The organism is Mesorhizobium sp. M0040, assembly GCF_040323505.1.
Taxonomy (GTDB): domain Bacteria; phylum Pseudomonadota; class Alphaproteobacteria; order Rhizobiales; family Rhizobiaceae; genus Mesorhizobium.
This window is the reverse complement of sequence record NZ_JAMYVA010000001.1, coordinates 97,905-112,686: the sequence shown is the minus strand read 5'-3', so window position 1 is coordinate 112,686 and position 14,782 is coordinate 97,905. Positions and strand designations below refer to the sequence as shown.

Sequence of the window (14,782 nt, the reverse complement as noted above, 5' to 3'; positions counted from 1 at the left end):
CCTCGCATTCTACAATAATGTCGTTGGTTAGCGCCGCCCTCATCCGCCTGCCGGCACCTTCTCCCGTATACTGACGGGGAGAAGGGACAAGCTCAGCGCCGGGCCCCCTCTCCCCCGTTCTTCACGGGAGAGGCTGAGGGTGAGGAGCGGCGCCAACGTTGCCAGATTATTCAATACCGCTCGAACCCCCTGTGCAGTTCCCAGTCCGTAATCCGGCGGTCGTACTCGAACTGTTCCCAGTGTGCCGTGTGGACGTAATGTTCCAGCACATCGTCGCCGAGCGCCTGCCTCAGCATTTTCGATTCCGCCAGTGTCGCCGCGGCGTCGCGCAATGTCTTTGGAATTTCGGGCAGCTGCGAGGCCTGGTAGGCATCGCCGACGAAGGGCTTCTGCAGCTCAAGCTTTTCATCGATGCCGGCAAGCCCGGCCGCGATCAGCGCGGCGAAAGCCAGATAGGGGTTCAAATCGGCGCCGCCGATGCGGCATTCCATGCGGATGCCTTTGGTGCCCTCGCCGCAAAGACGGAAGCCGGCGGTGCGGTTGTCCTCGCTCCACATGATCTTGGTCGGCGCAAACGTGCCGGCCTGGAAGCGCTTGTAGGAATTGATGTAGGGCGCCAGGAACCAGGTGAATTCCTTGGCATATTTGAGCTGGCCGGCCGCCCATTGCTGGCCGAGTGTCGACAGCGTCCACTCGGCATTTTTGTCGTAGAACAACGGCGTCTTGCCGTCGGCGCTCCACAGCGAATTATGGATGTGGCTGGAATTGCCGGCGAGCCCGTAATTGTACTTGGCCATGAACGAGATCGCCTTGCCTTCGGACTCGGCGATTTCCTTGGCGCCGTTCTTCAGGATGACGTGGCGGTCGGCCATGTCGAGCGCCTCGGCGTAGCGGACATTGATCTCTTCCTGGCCTGGCCCCCACTCGCCCTTCGAATTCTCGATCGGGATGCCGGCCGCCTCCATCTCGTTGCGCAGCCGGCGCATGACGCCTTCTTCCTTGGTGGTGATGCCGATCTGGTAGTCGCCGATGTAGGGCGATGCCGTCTCGAGGCCCTGCCAGTGCTTCTTGCGGGCGGAATCGTAGGTTTCGCTGAACAGATAGAATTCGAGCTCGGAAGCGAAATAGCCGATATAGCCGCGATCCTGCAGCCGCTTGACCTGCTTCTTCAGCATGGCGCGCGGCGAATGCGCCAGGTCGTCATGGGTATGGTGGTCGAGCACGTCGCAGATCACCAGCGCCGTCTTCTCCAGCCACGGAACGAGCCGCAGCGTCGCAAGGTCCGGCTTCATGACGAAATCGCCATAACCCTTCGACCAGCTCGCCGCCTTGTAGCCGGGCACCGGTTCCATATCGATGTCTGCCGCCAAGAGATAGTTACAGCCATGCGTCTCGTCATGCGCGGAATCGACGAAATAACGGGCCAGGAAACGCTTTCCCGCGAGCCGCCCCTGCATATCGACGATGCAGGCCAGCACCGTGTCGACGTCGCCGCTGGAGACCGCTTGCTTCAACTGATCGAACGAGAAATTTCCGGCCATTCCTTTGGCACTCCAGCGCTTGTCGTTTCGGGCTTGTCACTTTGAAAAGGAAACGAAAACCACGGCCGGCGCGAATGCCGGCCATGGTCATGAGAGGGGGTCAGGCGCCGGCTTCGCCTATGGCTAGCTCGGCTGCCTTGATCGCCGCCTGACGCTTTGCGATCTGGTCGCCGATGGGCGGACCCTGGAAGCGGCGGTTCTCGAAACCGAACCAAAGCACCGCGGTCAGCACGATGAAGCCCAGGGTGATATAGAGCACTTTGTCGTTCGGCGGCTGGATGGCGATGTAGAAGATGATCGCCATGCCGATGACCGACAGGATGCAAAACAGCTTGAACAGGCCGGCGCCGAGGTTCCATGGGCCGGGGTTCGGCCATTTTTCCGTTCCGAAAGCCATCATGCCGAGCACGATCGGAATGATGAAGGACAGAAACAGGAACACCAATGTCGAATTGACGACGATGGTATAGATGTTCGTGCCGCCGACCGAGATGAACTGGGCAAGAAAGACATAGATGACCTCGAGCACAGCAGCCGTCCAAATCGCATTGACCGGCGTGCGCCAGGTCGGGCTGACCTTGGCTAGCGAGGCCGAGCCGATCGGCATGCCGCCGTCACGCGAGAAGGCGAAAAGCATGCGCGAGGCAGAGGTGACCGTTGCCAGACCGCAGAGGAACTGCGCGATCAGGATGCCCAGATAGAGCAGTGTCTTCAGCCACGCCGGCAAGATCGCGTCCATCGTGGCGAAGAATACGCTCCAGCCCTGCTTGGCGCCGGCCGCCAGATCCGGAATCGCCAGTACGATCGCGCACAGCATCACCCAGCCGATCAGCGACGACCAGACTACGGACGAAACGATTGCCCGCGGAACCGAGTGCGCCGCCCTCAACGTTTCTTCCGAAGTATGCGCCGACGCGTCATAGCCAGTGATGGTGTAAACCGGCAGCAGCAGGCAGAGCAGGAAGAGATACGTCATGGAATCGGACTGCGGGAAAACACCGCCGCCCGCGTCGCCCGAATAGTTCGTGAACGTCCACAGCCGCGTGATGTCGATCGCTGGAGCAAACATCAGGCAGGCGACGATCAGCACGGCTGTCGTTGCCAGGATCAGGAAGCCGGAGGCGTCCGTCAACATAGCCGTCAATTTGATGCCGAAATGATTGAGCAGCGCCTGCAACACGGTGATGAAGGCGACAAACCCGACGATCTCACCAGGCGTGCCAGTCATGCCGAAGGCTCCGCCGAAAGTGCCGACGAAGAAGAAAGCAGTACCGATGTTGATGGCGCCGAGCACGGTGATCAGGCCGAGCAGATTGAGCCATGCGGTGAGCCAGCCAGTGAAACGGTTCCCTAGGATGGATGCCCAGTGATAGAGGCCGCCGGCGGTCGGAAATGCAGAGGCGATCTGGGCCATGGCGAGCGCGAAAAATCCCGAAACCATGCACCCGACGATCCAGCCGATGCCAGCGCCGGCGCCACCGATGGACGACGTCGCTTGCGCGAAGGAATTGATGCCGCCTGAGAGGATGCAGATGATCGAGAACGAGATCGCGAAATTCGAGAAGCGGCTCATGCTTCGCGACAGTTCCTGAGCATAGCCCATTCCGTGGAGAACTTTCAGGTCCTCCTTCTTGTCAACTTCGCTGTAACCCGGTGCTACCATTTTAAAGTCCCCTTTTGGTTTCTTAGCTGGCCGATTGAACTGACTTTCCGACTGCGCTTGGTCTGGAGGCCTTGGCCGCTTCGGGCTCCAGATTGAGAAAAATACCGGTGAGCAGATCCGCCCATTTCCGCTGCCCGGCCGCGCCGGCGATCTCGTCGTTGCGGATTTCAATCATTGCGCAGGGCAGCCCGCGCGAGCGCGCATGGCGTTCCAGCGTGAAATAGACCCGGTCGGCCGGCGAATAGGGTTCGTTGACGCCGACGCTGACGCCGGCAAGCCGCTTCAGTGTCGCGATCAGCGGCGCCGCCAGCCGGCGATCCTCGTCGTGGATGATGCCGATGTGCCAGGGCCGGCTTTTGCCTTTGTAGAGCGGCGTGAAGGAATGGATCGAGACCAGCCTGGTCTCCCGCCCGGCCGCCAGGCGCTCGTCGATGACCGTTGCGATCCGCTCGTGAAACGGTCGCCACGCCAGCGCGATGCGCGCCTCCCGCTGGTCGGCCGAAAGTCCCTGGTTGGCCGGGACCACGGTTTTTTCGCTGGCGCTGACCGTCACTATCAGGTCCGGCGCGTCGAGCGGGCGGTTGCAGTCGATGATGAGCCGCGAGATGCAGGTCTCGACCAGCGTCGCATCGAGCGCCTCGGCCATGCGGCGCGCCACCGGCAAGGCGCCGGGATCCCAGGCGATGTGGCGGGAAAGATCCTCGGCGGCAAGGCCGAGCGTTCCGAATTCCGGTGGCAGGAAATTGGAGGCGTGGTCGCAGGTCAGCACGAAGGGGCTCGATCCGCCGGGGTTCGTCACCCTTACGGTTTCAGGCGATGCAAGGCTGGCGGGCCGTGCTGTCTCCATTGTCTGCTGTCCCCGGGGAGCGCTGTATCGTATGTTACGTATTTTGCCTCATTGCGTCCCTGCGGATGATTTCATACAGTTTGGCCGGCTTTGTCAAACGCGATTTCGATAATGCGGTAACGGCACGGCCAGGGTGGGGAAAAACATGGTTTCCAGCATTGCCGAACTGATCTCCGACCGCATGGGCACCATGCCGGCAGGCGAGCGGCGCGCAGCACAAACGCTGATCGCCAGCTATCCGCTGATCGGGCTGAAGACGGTCGCCGAATTCTCGGCTGCCGCCGGCGTGTCGTCGCCGACGATCCTGCGTTTCGTCGCCCGGCTCGGCTTCCAGAACTATCCGGAATTCCAGTCGACGCTGCAAGACGAACTGGCGGCGCAATTGCAGTCGCCGGCCTCGCGCACGCTCAATCCGCCATCGCAGGGCGCCAGCGCCGTCTCGCCGATGCTGGAGGCGACGCTCGACAATATGCGCGAGACATTCCGGCATCTCTCGGACAAGCAGCTTGCCGACATCGTCGCCAAGCTGGCCGACCGGCGCGGCAAGACATTCTTGATCGGTGGCCGCTTCACCGACCCGCTGGCACGCTACATGGCCGCCCACCTCGCCATCATCCAGCCCAACGTTTTTCACCTCGGCGGGCAGGAAAGCGTCTGGCGCGACCGGCTGATCGACATGGGCAAGCGCGACGTGCTGGTGATCTTCGACATCAGGCGCTATCAGGACAGCCTGGTCCGCTTTGCCGAGACCGCCAACCAGCGCGGCGTGCAGATCGTGCTGTTTACCGACCAGTGGCTGTCGCCGATCGCCCGCTTCGCCCGCCACGTCATCGCCGGGCGCACCGCAGTGCCTTCGGCGTGGGACTCATCCGCCGCACTTTTCGTCGTTGCCGAAGCGCTGATCGGCGCGGTCACAAGGCAGCTCGAAGCCGACGGCGCCAAACGCATCCGCGAACTGGAAAGCCTGCGGTAGAGCCCCTCCGGAAAGGGACGCGTTTCGCTTCGGTCTAGTCCACTAAAAAACTGATCATCTGCAGGATCAGGATCAGCAAAAAGACGCCAAAGGCAGTCGCAAAAATCGCTGCCAGCAGGACGGTGCGTTGTTTCTTACCCATGGCTTTCCCCCCGAAAGCATAGTCCCCGTCCACGAATACGAATGTCAGTCCCGCCCCACTGCTCGGCCACCTCCCAACTCCTCAAGACCCGCCTGCGGCTGGGGCGGAGGAGTAACGACGACTGGTTCACGCGCGAAATGAACAGCTTACCAAGGTGCTCGCTAACGGGCACGGCCGCATCATTCATCCGACCCATGTCACGGCCGAATGACCACCTTGCATTTCGGGCTTAACCATTCAGCCGCTAAGCGTGCCCCACCCCAGCTACTTTACCCATGGCAAGCATGATCGAAGTTCGGCTAGCCTTGTCGACGTGAAGCCGCTCCTTGAACCACCAGTCAAACAGCGGTGAACTTCGCGGAGGAATTCGATGAGCTATCTGGACGAGCTGTTCTCAGTCGCCGGCAAGACGGCGCTGGTCACCGGCGCCGCGACCGGCATCGGCCGCATGGCGGCGACCGCTCTGGTCATGGCCGGCGCCTCGGTGATGATCGCCTCGCGCAAGAGCGAGGATTGCGTCAGGGTAGCGGGCGAGTTGAACGGCCTTGGCGCATCCGGCCGGGCGGAAGGTTTTGCCGGCGACGTCTCCAGCGAGGCAGGCATTGCGGCGCTTGTGGCCGAGGTCAGGGCGCGGACCGAGCGGCTGCATATCCTGGTCAACAATGCCGGCATCTCCTGGGGCGCGCCGCTGGAAAGCTTTCCCTACCATGCCTGGGCCAAGGTGTTCGGCGTCAACGTCACCGCGGTTTTCCATCTGACGCGCGAATTGCTGCCTCTGCTCGAGGCCGCCGCCAGCGATGCCGACCCGGCCCGGGTGATCAACCTCGGATCGGTGATGGGCACGCAGCCTTTGGCCGAAGATGCCTACTCCTACTCGGCCTCGAAGGCCGCGGTTCACCACCTGACGCGCATCCTGGCAATCGAGTTCGCTGCCCGCCGCATCACCGTCAACGCCTTTGCGCCTGGCCCTTTCCAGAGCCGGATGACGGCCTTCGCCACCGGCACCGAGGACCAGGCAAGACATATCGGCAACCACGTTCCGATCGGCCGCATCGGCGCACCGGATGACATTGCCGGCGCAACGCTCTATTTGTGCAGCCGGGCCGGCAGCTATGTCACCGGCGCCATCCTGCCGATCGATGGCGGGCAGTCGGTGCAACACGGGCTGACATTGTTCAAGGAATGAGACGCACGCCATCCGGCGAGTGAAATGCCGGGGGTGAAGATGGAGGACATCAGCGTGGAACCGATCAGTCTCGATGTGCTTCTGGCCAACGTCGGCAAGGAAGTCGGCGTGTCGCCATGGCGGGTTGTCACCCAGCGCATGATCGACCAGTTCGCCGATGCCACCGACGACCATCAGTTCATCCATTGCGATCCGGAACGCGCCAGCCGCGAAACGCCGTTCGGCGGCACCATCGCGCATGGCTTCCTGTCGCTTTCGCTGTTGTCGGCGATGACCTTCGAAACCATGCCGCCGCTGGAAAACAGCAAGATGGGCGTCAATCACGGCTTCGATTCGCTGCGCTTCCTGGCGCCGGTGAAGACCGGCTCGCGCATCCGCACCCGTTTCGTGCTGGCCGACGTCAAGGTCAGGCCGTCGGGGTGGGTGCAGACGGCGCACGACGTGACGATCGAGATCGAGGGCTCGAAAAAACCGGCGCTGACCGCGCGCTGGCTGACGCTGACGCTGATCGAACGCCAGCCGGAAGCGGTCTGACTCTCGTCAGGCGGAGAAGCCCAAATCTATCTGTGCCAAATCTATTTAGCTTCGGCCGCGACGTACTTCATGTGGCGGCTGACCTGCAGCGCAATGTAGACGACCAGTGAACAACCGATTGGGAACACGATCTCGTTGAGGCCGGTTGCGATCGCCTGTGGCATTGCGAGAGCAGCGTCATTTGCCGCGGCCGTCTCGATGGTCAGCACCGTGGTGCCGCCGCCGAATACCGCGCCTATCAGGGCGCCTGCCAGCGCGAAATGGAGCGGACGCGGTTCTTCCTTCGATGCCAGCGACGCCAGTGCCCAGCCGAGCAGCCCGTATTCGATCGCCCGCAGCACACCGAGCGTCGTGAGCGACAGGATGGCCGGCTTTGCCGCCGCGTCCAGCGCGCTGACCATAACCTTTTGCGTCCCTTTGGCGATGCCCATCGCCAGTGGCGCCGAAATCGCACCGATCAGGCCACCGAGCGAGGCTCGCACCTTGGTGAGCGCCGTGCCGAGGCTGACGCCGGCGCAGACGAAGAACGACCAGGTCACGCCTTGCGCCAGTTCGATCAGAACCTGCGTCGTCGCCGGGTAGGCACCTGCCGCAAATCTGACGGTCAGAATGAGAGCTTCCATGGCGAAGCCGAGCGCGATTGCCAGCCATGCGACAGTCAAGCTTCTGCTTCGTGCCACCCTTGCCCGACGCCGTACAGCGTATATATGCTGCATCCAGCCATCAGTCATAAGGCAGTAGAAAGTTGCAGCTAAGCGTCCAGGAGCGCCGCGAAAAACAAAAGGCCGAACTGCGTTCCGAACTTGTCGACGCCGCGCACAAGCTTGTCCAGGAAGAAGGCTATGACGGCCTCACCATCCGCAAGCTCGCCAAGCGCGTTGGCTATGCGCCGATGTCGGTCTATTCCTATTTCGCCGACAAGCAGGACATCCTGTTCGCGCTTGCCGAGGATGCCTTCGAGACCTTGGCCAGGCGCATCGCAAATCATACGGCCGACGACCCGATCGAGGCGCTCAAGGCGGTGCTTGTCGAATACGCCGCCTTTGGGCTGGAAAATCCCAACGAATACCGCACCGTCTTCATGACCGAAAAAGTCAGGCCGCCAGCCGGAAAGACCTTCGCCGAAATGGAGAGCGGCAACCCGGCGATGAAAGTGCTGATCGCGAGGGTCGAAGCCTGCGTTGCCGCCGGCAGGCTCAAAGGCGATCCACGCGCCATCGCCACCATGCTATGGGCGGTCGGCCACGGCGCCATCTCGCTGCTGATCACCTTCCCGTTCTACCCGTTCGGCGACCAGACGACGTTCATCACACGGATCGGCGACATCATGCTCGAAGCCATCGCCGCGCACGAGATTGCGCCGCTCACGCCCCCGGTCAACTGCTGAAGAGCGGCGCTCCTCCCGATCTGCAGGATCTTCTCCGAACGATCTGCGCTGCGGCGCCGAGCGTTCGGCAATTCTCCGTACGCGTACGATTTTACTTGAACACCGGGAGTCCAAGGCGTATCTGTACGCAATACCGTACATGTACGAGAAATTCAATAGCTGAACCGGAGACCGACGATGAAGAAGGCAATCCTCACGCTCGCCGCCCTGCTGGCGCTCTCTGGCGCCGCATTTGCCGGCAGCAGTCAGCCAGCCAAGCAGGAAGCGGCCTGCATCGATACCAAGACCGGTGCGAAGCTTGATTGCGCGCCGACCGGATCGCTTGAAAAGGCCGATGCCGCGGCCCACAAGGCCGGCAGCAAGGGCCCGAGGCTCGGCATCGGCATCGACCCGTGGATCGTGCCAAGCAGCTTCTGAGTCGATCGGGCGACAATACGCGGTGAGGAAACGAAAGGGCGGCAGCAATTTTCCGGCCGCCCATCGTGCCGGCCTCAGCCCTGCTTTTTGTCACCCGGTGCAGATCACTTCTTGCGCTTCTGTCCCACCACGCTTTTGGGCTTGCCGGGTCTTGCCGGTGCGCCGGGAATGGCCGTTCCGGTGATCGACACCGGATCGCTGGCCGGGAATGTATCCTCGAGGCCTTCCTCGAGTTCCTCTTCGATATCCGTCCCAGTGCGCTGCTCGTCTTCGAAAGAGCGCACGGCCGGCGTCTTGACCGGCGACTTCGGCGCGGAGTTCGGCGGCATTTGCATTCTCCCTCGGCTCGCTGTCGCAGAACGGCCGGGCGCGGCGAACATGCCTATGCTGCCGCGTCGCGCGCTGCCTCCGACAGAAAAGTAAAGACATAATCGGAAAAGGAACGCCAGCATTCGACGCGGAACGCGTCGGCCGCCGTGCGCACGAGCACGATTTCGACCTTGCCGAGAATGGTGCGCGACGCCGCCCCGACCGGAAAGGCGCCGAGCGACAGATCCTGCGGGCAGCCGGCATTGATCGTCGCCGCGGCAGCCGGACCGGTAACCGATATGGCGACGTTGCGGTGCGAGATGCCGACCGCCGAATGCAGCTCGGAAATCTTGGCGCAATCGACGAGTGGATCTTTGCCGCTCTCATCGATGACCAGCCATTCGTCCGGCCCGAGCCACAAGGCCGTGCGTCCGGCCTTTGCCGCCGAGGTTTTCGGCCTTTGCGGCAGGACGACGCCGAGCGCTTTCGAAAGTGCCGCAATCGAGGCTTCCGGCGCGCGCAGCGATATGCGCTCGGCCGGCGGCAGCACGGCAAGTGTAACGCCGGCGGCGGAAAGCGACTGGCCGGCGAGAGCCGGACGGCGTTCGACTGAGGGTCCGGCGGCGTCGGTTTTCAAAGCGGCCTTAGCCATTGAGGCGCTCCCCCTTCTCGTCGAAGAACACCATGCCGGTGACCTCCACCTCGATCACCCCGTTCGGCATCGGCACATAGAGCGTCTCGCCCGTGCGATCGCGGCCGCCGGCGACCAGCCCCAGCGCGATCGAGCGGCCGCAATTTTGCGACCAATAGCTCGAGGTGACATGGCCAATCATCTTCATCGGGATTGCCTGCTTCGGGTCCGCGACGATCTGCGCGCCCTCCTCCAGCACCACCTTGGGATCCCTGGTCTTCAGGCCGACAAGCTGCTTGCGGCCCTTGGCGACCAGATCCGGCCGCGCCATGCCGCGAATGCCGACGAAGTCGGTCTTCTTCTTGCCGACCGCCCAGTCGAGCCCGGCGTCGTTCGGCGTCACCGTGCCATCGGTATCCTGGCCGACGATGATGTAGCCCTTTTCAGCGCGCAGCACATGCATCGACTCGGTGCCGTAGGCACAGGCGCCATGCTTCTGGCCCTGGGCCCATAGCGCTTCCCAGACTGCCTCGCCGTAATCGGCCGGCACGTTGACCTCGAAGCCGCGCTCACCGCTGAACGACATGCGAAACAGCCTGGTCGGCACGCCGCAGATCCGGCCTTCGCGCACCGACATATGCGGCAGCGCCTCATCCGACATGTCGATGCCCTCGACCAGCGGCGCAATGATGTCGCGAGACTTCGGTCCCTGCACGGCAATCACCGCCCATTGCTCGGTGATCGAGGTCAGCCAGACGTTGAGATGCGGGAACTCGGTCTGGAGATAGTCTTCCATATGGTTCATGACGCGCGGCGCGCCGCCGGTCGTCGTCGTCACATGGAAACGGTCGGGTGCAAGCCTGCCGACGACACCGTCGTCATAGATGAAGCCGTCCTCGCGCAGCATGATGCCGTAACGGCAGCGGCCGGGCTCGAGCTTCTCCCATGGATTGGTGTAGAGCAGTTCCATGAATTTGGCCGCATCCGGCCCGACCACCTCGATCTTGCCCAGCGTCGAGGCGTCAAACAGGCCGGCTGTCTTGCGCACCGTGACGCATTCGCGGTCGACGGCGGCATGTATGTCCTCGCCCGGCTTCGGGAAATACCAGGCGCGCTTCCATTGGCCGACATCCTCGAATACAGCGCCCTGGCGCTCGGCCCAGGGATGGATCGCGGTCTTGCGGGTCGGGTCGAACAGGGGACCCCGCGCGTGGCCGACGATCGAGCCGAATGTCACCGGCGTATAGGGCGCCCGGAACGTCGTCAGCCCGACCTGCGGGATCGGCTTGCCCAGCGTCTCGGCGGCAATCGCCAGGCCGTGCATGTTGGAGGTTTTGCCCTGGTCGGTCGCCATGCCGTTGGTGGTGAAGCGCTTGACGTGCTCGATCGACCGCATGCCCTCATGCACCGCCTGGCGGATGTCCTTGGCGGTGACGTCGTTCTGGAAATCGACGAACGCCTTTACCGTCGTATCCGCCCCGGCGCCGGGTGCTGCACCCAGCATGCCGCGCGACCAGCTCTCGCCGGCGTCGACCTTCGGCTTGGTGCCCTTGGCCGGCCTGCTGCCGGCGTCCTTGGCCGCCTTCGCGCCCGCTGCATAGGCCTCGTCGATCGTCGCCGACAGCCCGTCGGTACCGTTGCAGGCGCCGACCGAGACGCAGTCCTGCGCATAAATTCCGGGCACGAAGCGCTTGGTCTCGTCATTGAAGGCGACCTTGCCGCGCGATTGCGAGAACAGATGCACCGATGGCGTCCAGCCGGCCGACATCAGAATCGCGTCAACCGGGATGGTGCGCTCGCCGCCGCCATTCTTCGGCTGCACAGTCATCGACGACACCCGCAATTTGCCGCCGGCGCGGATCACCGCGCGGCCGAAATTGACCTCGATGCCGAGCGCCCTCGCCTCGTCGATCGCCGGCCCGGTCGGGTTGTCGCGCAGGTCGACGATCGCCGCTACGTTGATGCCGGCCTTTTTCAGGTCGATCGCCGCCGCATAGGCGGAATCGTTTGCCGTATAGACGCCGACAATCCTGCCGACGGCGACGCCGTAATGGTTGAGATAGGTGCGCGCCGCCGACGCCAGCATGATGCCGGGGCGGTCGTTATCGGCAAACACCATGTGGCGCTCGATGGCGCCGGTCGCCAGCACCACGTGTTTGGCGCGAACCTGCCACAGCCGCTCGCGCGGCAGGTCGCGGCCGGGGTTCTGCAGATGGTCGCTGACGCGCTCGACCAGCCCGACGAAATTCTGCGCGTAATAGCCGAAGGCCGTGGTACGCGGCAGCACGCGGACATTGTCCATCGCGCTCAACTTGGCGAGAGCCGATTGCGCCCAGGAAAAGCCGTCCTGGCCTTCGATCTTCGCGCCGCTCTCGAAGCGCAGACTGCCGCCGAATTCCGCCTGCTCGTCGGCAAGGATGACGCGCGCGCCGGTCTCGGCCGCGGCCAATGCCGCGGCGATGCCCGCGGCACCGCCGCCAAGCACCAGCACATCGCAATGGGCGAAGCGCGCCGAATAGTGGTCGGGATCCGGCTGGTCAGGAGCGACGCCGAGACCGGCGGCGGCGCGGATCTTGGGCTCGTAAAGGTTTTTCCACGCGGCCTTCGGCCACATGAAGGTCTTGTAGTAGAAGCCGGCCGAAAGCATCGGCGAGGCAATACTGCTGACGGCACCGATGTCGAAAGCGAGCGACGGCCAGCGGTTCTGCGACTGTGCGGTCAATCCGTCATAGAGTTCCTGCACCGTGGCACGCACGTTCGGCGTCTTGCGTGCCGCGTCGCGCTTGATCTCGACCAGCGCGTTCGGCTCTTCGGCGCCGGCCGACAGAAAACCGCGCGGCCGGTGGTACTTGAACGAGCGGCCGACGAGATGGACGCCGTTTGCAAGCAGCGCCGAGGCCAACGTATCGCCCTCGATGCCGGTATAGGGGCGGTCGTCGAAGCTGAAGCCAGCTATCTTTGCCTGTTTGAGCCGCCCGGCGCCGGCAATGCGGAACGTGGCGCTCATTTGGCGGCTCCCGGCAGCTTGGTGGGCTTCGGTTCGCCGGCCTTGTAAGTCATCAGGAACCTGTCGCTGATGGTGTCGCGCACGGCATTGAAGAACCGCGCACAGCCATGCATGTGCCGCCAGCGCTCATAGATGATCCCCTTGGGATTGGAGCGGATGAAAAAGAACTTTTCAAAATCGTCGTCGCTCTCGCCGGCGATGTTTGGGGAACGCGCGATATGCGCCTCGCCGGCGTTGCGGAATTCGAGCTCCGGACGCTCTTCCTCGCAATAGGGGCAGCGGATGAGAAGCATGGTTGGTCCTACAGTTCGCCGTGGCCGACGCGAGCGCCGGCAGGTTGGTCGCAAAGCCTCTGGCCCATCGTCACGAAGGGCGCGACCAGCCGGATGCGCTCCTCGATGCTGGCTACCGGGCGGAAAAGGTCGCGATACGCCATATTGCCGACCGAAAGCGTCATCGGTTCGGTCGTCACGATGACGTAGCGCCGCTCGAATTTTTCGCCTTCCTTGAGATCGGCTGGCCGGTTCTCCATAAAGGTGACCACTCTCTGACCGGCGCTCCAGGCGCAGGCGAGTACACCCTCGTCGACGGAAAACGGCCAATCCGCTTCATTGCCGGCGCGGCTGATGGGCTGCAGGCGCACCTCCTCTGGCGTGGGGATATGGAACAGGCCTTGCTCGCCGGCGAGCATCAGCGGCATGGCGATGGCCATCTCGGTCATCATCAGTGCGCCACCGCCGCCGCCGCCGCCTCGTCGATGAGGCGGCCGGTGCGGAAGCGCTCTATGGTGAAGGGCGCGTTGATCGGGTGCGGATCGTCCCTGGCGATCGTATGGGCAAAGACATGGCCCGAACCCGGCGTCGCCTTGAAGCCGCCCGTGCCCCAGCCGCAATTGACATAGAGGCCGGGCACCGGCGTCTTGGCCAGGATCGGCGAACGGTCCGGCGTCACGTCGACGATGCCGCCCCATGAGCGCAGCATCTTCATGCGCGTGAAGATCGGGAACATCTCGCAGATGGCGTCCAGCGTATGCTGCAAAATGTGCAGCCCGCCGGTCTGCGAATAGGAGACATACTGGTCGGTGCCGGCGCCGATGACGAGCTCGCCCTTGTCGGACTGCGAGATATAGGCATGCACGGTGTTCGACATCACCACGCAAGGCACCACCGGCTTGACCGGCTCCGACACCAGCGCCTGCAGCGGATAGCTTTCCAGCGGCATGCGCACGCCGGCCATGTTCATGATCACCGATGAGTGCCCGGCGGCAACCACGCCGACCTTCCTGGCACCGATGAAGCCGCTCGTCGTCTCGACACCGGTTACCGCGCCGTTCGGCGCGCGCTTGACCCCGGTGACCTCGCAATTCTGGATGATGTGGACGCCGCGCGCCGAGGCGCCGCGCGCATAGCCCCAGGCAACCGCATCGTGGCGCGCCGTGCCGCCGCGGCGCTGCAGGGCAGCACCCATAACCGGGTAGCGCGCACCGGGCGAAATGTTGAGCGGCGGGCAGAATTCCTTTGCCTGCTCCGGCGTCAGCCATTCATTGTCGATGCCGTTCAGCCGGTTGGCGTGGACGTGGCGCTTCAGCACCTGGATGTCGTGGATGTTGTGGGCGAGCATCATGACGCCGCGCGGCGAATACATGACGTTGTAGTTGAGCTCCTGGCTGAGCCCGTCCCACAGCTTCAGCGCATGGTCGTAGATGCCGGCGCTCTCGTCGTAGAGATAGTTCGAGCGGATGATGGTGGTGTTGCGCCCGGTATTGCCGCCGCCGAGCCAGCCTTTTTCCAATACCGCGACGTTGGTGATGCCGTGCACGGTGGCGAGATAATAGGCTGTGGCCAGGCCGTGGCCGCCGGCGCCGACGATGATGACGTCGTACTCCTTCTTCGGCTCCGGCGAGGACCACTGTTCCTCCCAACCCTTATGGCCGCGCATGGCCTCGCGGGCGATGGCGAATACCGAGTATTTCTTCAACGTCGCAGGCCTCGCAAATGACGGCCGGGCAGATCAGCCAGCCCCGGCGCGCGAGCTTGTATCACTAGCGAAACCGTGCTGCCAGCCTTGCACTGTTTGCGACGGCGCTTGCCGTTTTGCGCCGTGGTGAAAAAGCCGCATCCGGCAGGTTGATGCAATTGCCTTCCA

Annotated in this window: 15 protein-coding genes; 5 read left to right on the top strand and 10 right to left on the bottom strand. The window is 63.4% G+C overall.

Annotation, left to right across the window (positions count from 1 at the left end):
• Positions 1-170: 170 nt before the first annotated feature.
• The 3 genes from NKJ91_RS00580 to NKJ91_RS00570 form a co-directional block, all read right to left on the bottom strand.
• Positions 171-1,541, bottom strand: a complete 1,371-nt coding sequence (locus tag NKJ91_RS00580) for a glutamine synthetase family protein (protein ID WP_352454037.1) — start codon at positions 1,539-1,541, stop codon at positions 171-173.
• A 100-nt stretch (positions 1,542-1,641) separates the two neighbouring features.
• Positions 1,642-3,204, bottom strand: coding sequence for an amino acid permease (locus NKJ91_RS00575; RefSeq protein WP_352454036.1), 1,563 nt, complete (start codon positions 3,202-3,204; stop codon positions 1,642-1,644).
• 22 nt (positions 3,205-3,226) lie between these two features.
• On the bottom strand, positions 3,227-4,051 hold the full coding sequence (locus NKJ91_RS00570) for an N-formylglutamate amidohydrolase (protein ID WP_352448256.1): 825 nt from the start codon (positions 4,049-4,051) through the stop codon (positions 3,227-3,229).
• A gap of 145 nt (positions 4,052-4,196) precedes the next feature.
• Here NKJ91_RS00570 and NKJ91_RS00565 point away from each other — a divergent pair, with 145 nt between their 5' ends.
• The 3 genes from NKJ91_RS00565 (at position 4,197) to NKJ91_RS00555 (ending at position 6,886) form a co-directional block, all read left to right on the top strand.
• Positions 4,197-5,024: a MurR/RpiR family transcriptional regulator gene (locus NKJ91_RS00565; protein WP_352448257.1), complete on the top strand. Its 828-nt coding sequence runs from the start codon at positions 4,197-4,199 to the stop codon at positions 5,022-5,024.
• Positions 5,025-5,536: 512 nt separating this feature from the next.
• A complete protein-coding gene (locus NKJ91_RS00560; protein ID WP_352454035.1) occupies positions 5,537-6,352 on the top strand; it encodes an SDR family oxidoreductase in 816 nt (271 codons plus the stop codon).
• Between the two features lie 39 nt (positions 6,353-6,391).
• Complete coding sequence (locus NKJ91_RS00555; protein ID WP_031211357.1) at positions 6,392-6,886, top strand: MaoC family dehydratase; 495 nt, start codon at positions 6,392-6,394, stop codon at positions 6,884-6,886.
• Between the two features lie 41 nt (positions 6,887-6,927).
• On the opposite strand, the gene NKJ91_RS00550 is transcribed toward NKJ91_RS00555, so the two are convergent.
• Complete coding sequence (locus NKJ91_RS00550; RefSeq protein ID WP_352454034.1) at positions 6,928-7,548, bottom strand: hypothetical protein; 621 nt, start codon at positions 7,546-7,548, stop codon at positions 6,928-6,930.
• 83 nt (positions 7,549-7,631) lie between these two features.
• On the opposite strand from NKJ91_RS00550, the gene NKJ91_RS00545 reads away from it, so the two are divergent.
• Positions 7,632-8,273, top strand: coding sequence for a TetR/AcrR family transcriptional regulator (locus NKJ91_RS00545; RefSeq protein WP_023675343.1), 642 nt, complete (start codon positions 7,632-7,634; stop codon positions 8,271-8,273).
• A 177-nt stretch (positions 8,274-8,450) separates the two neighbouring features.
• On the top strand, positions 8,451-8,690 hold the full coding sequence (locus tag NKJ91_RS00540; RefSeq protein WP_352454033.1) for a DUF680 domain-containing protein: 240 nt from the start codon (positions 8,451-8,453) through the stop codon (positions 8,688-8,690).
• A 104-nt stretch (positions 8,691-8,794) separates the two neighbouring features.
• Here NKJ91_RS00540 and NKJ91_RS00535 read toward each other — a convergent pair whose 3' ends face one another.
• The 6 genes from NKJ91_RS00535 to NKJ91_RS00510 are packed head-to-tail and all read right to left on the bottom strand — an operon-like array spanning position 8,795 to position 14,614.
• On the bottom strand, positions 8,795-9,019 hold the full coding sequence (locus tag NKJ91_RS00535; protein WP_023675341.1) for a hypothetical protein: 225 nt from the start codon (positions 9,017-9,019) through the stop codon (positions 8,795-8,797).
• A 53-nt stretch (positions 9,020-9,072) separates the two neighbouring features.
• On the bottom strand, positions 9,073-9,651 hold the full coding sequence (locus tag NKJ91_RS00530; protein WP_352454031.1) for a sarcosine oxidase subunit gamma: 579 nt from the start codon (positions 9,649-9,651) through the stop codon (positions 9,073-9,075).
• Positions 9,644-12,637 carry a sarcosine oxidase subunit alpha gene (locus NKJ91_RS00525; protein ID WP_352454030.1) on the bottom strand — a complete coding sequence of 998 codons (2,994 nt, stop codon included), beginning with the start codon at positions 12,635-12,637 and terminating at the stop codon, positions 9,644-9,646. The genes NKJ91_RS00530 and NKJ91_RS00525 overlap by 8 nt, the downstream gene beginning before the upstream one ends.
• On the bottom strand, positions 12,634-12,930 hold the full coding sequence (locus NKJ91_RS00520) for a sarcosine oxidase subunit delta (RefSeq protein WP_352454029.1): 297 nt from the start codon (positions 12,928-12,930) through the stop codon (positions 12,634-12,636). Before NKJ91_RS00520 ends, NKJ91_RS00525 begins: the two co-directional genes overlap by 4 nt.
• A gap of 8 nt (positions 12,931-12,938) precedes the next feature.
• Entirely contained in the window at positions 12,939-13,361 is a 423-nt protein-coding gene (locus NKJ91_RS00515) for a hypothetical protein (RefSeq protein WP_352454028.1), read from the bottom strand.
• Entirely contained in the window at positions 13,361-14,614 is a 1,254-nt protein-coding gene (locus NKJ91_RS00510) for a sarcosine oxidase subunit beta (protein WP_352454027.1), read from the bottom strand. Before NKJ91_RS00510 ends, NKJ91_RS00515 begins: the two co-directional genes overlap by 1 nt.
• Positions 14,615-14,782: the final 168 nt, after the last annotated feature.

Excerpts from the sequence above, each read along its gene's own strand:
- NKJ91_RS00540 (WP_352454033.1), top strand. The coding sequence starts at position 8,451 with ATGAAGAAGGCAATCCTCACGCTCGCCGCCCTGCTGGCGCTCTCTGGC.
- NKJ91_RS00515 (WP_352454028.1), bottom strand. The coding sequence starts at position 13,361 with ATGATGACCGAGATGGCCATCGCCATGCCGCTGATGCTCGCCGGCGAG.
- NKJ91_RS00580 (WP_352454037.1), bottom strand. The coding sequence starts at position 1,541 with ATGGCCGGAAATTTCTCGTTCGATCAGTTGAAGCAAGCGGTCTCCAGC.
- NKJ91_RS00555 (WP_031211357.1), top strand. The coding sequence starts at position 6,392 with ATGGAGGACATCAGCGTGGAACCGATCAGTCTCGATGTGCTTCTGGCC.
- NKJ91_RS00520 (WP_352454029.1), bottom strand. The coding sequence starts at position 12,930 with ATGCTTCTCATCCGCTGCCCCTATTGCGAGGAAGAGCGTCCGGAGCTC.
- NKJ91_RS00560 (WP_352454035.1), top strand. The coding sequence starts at position 5,537 with ATGAGCTATCTGGACGAGCTGTTCTCAGTCGCCGGCAAGACGGCGCTG.
- NKJ91_RS00570 (WP_352448256.1), bottom strand. The coding sequence starts at position 4,051 with ATGGAGACAGCACGGCCCGCCAGCCTTGCATCGCCTGAAACCGTAAGG.
- NKJ91_RS00535 (WP_023675341.1), bottom strand. The coding sequence starts at position 9,019 with ATGCCGCCGAACTCCGCGCCGAAGTCGCCGGTCAAGACGCCGGCCGTG.
- NKJ91_RS00575 (WP_352454036.1), bottom strand. The coding sequence starts at position 3,204 with ATGGTAGCACCGGGTTACAGCGAAGTTGACAAGAAGGAGGACCTGAAA.
- NKJ91_RS00530 (WP_352454031.1), bottom strand. The coding sequence starts at position 9,651 with ATGGCTAAGGCCGCTTTGAAAACCGACGCCGCCGGACCCTCAGTCGAA.
- NKJ91_RS00565 (WP_352448257.1), top strand. The coding sequence starts at position 4,197 with ATGGTTTCCAGCATTGCCGAACTGATCTCCGACCGCATGGGCACCATG.
- NKJ91_RS00525 (WP_352454030.1), bottom strand. The coding sequence starts at position 12,637 with ATGAGCGCCACGTTCCGCATTGCCGGCGCCGGGCGGCTCAAACAGGCA.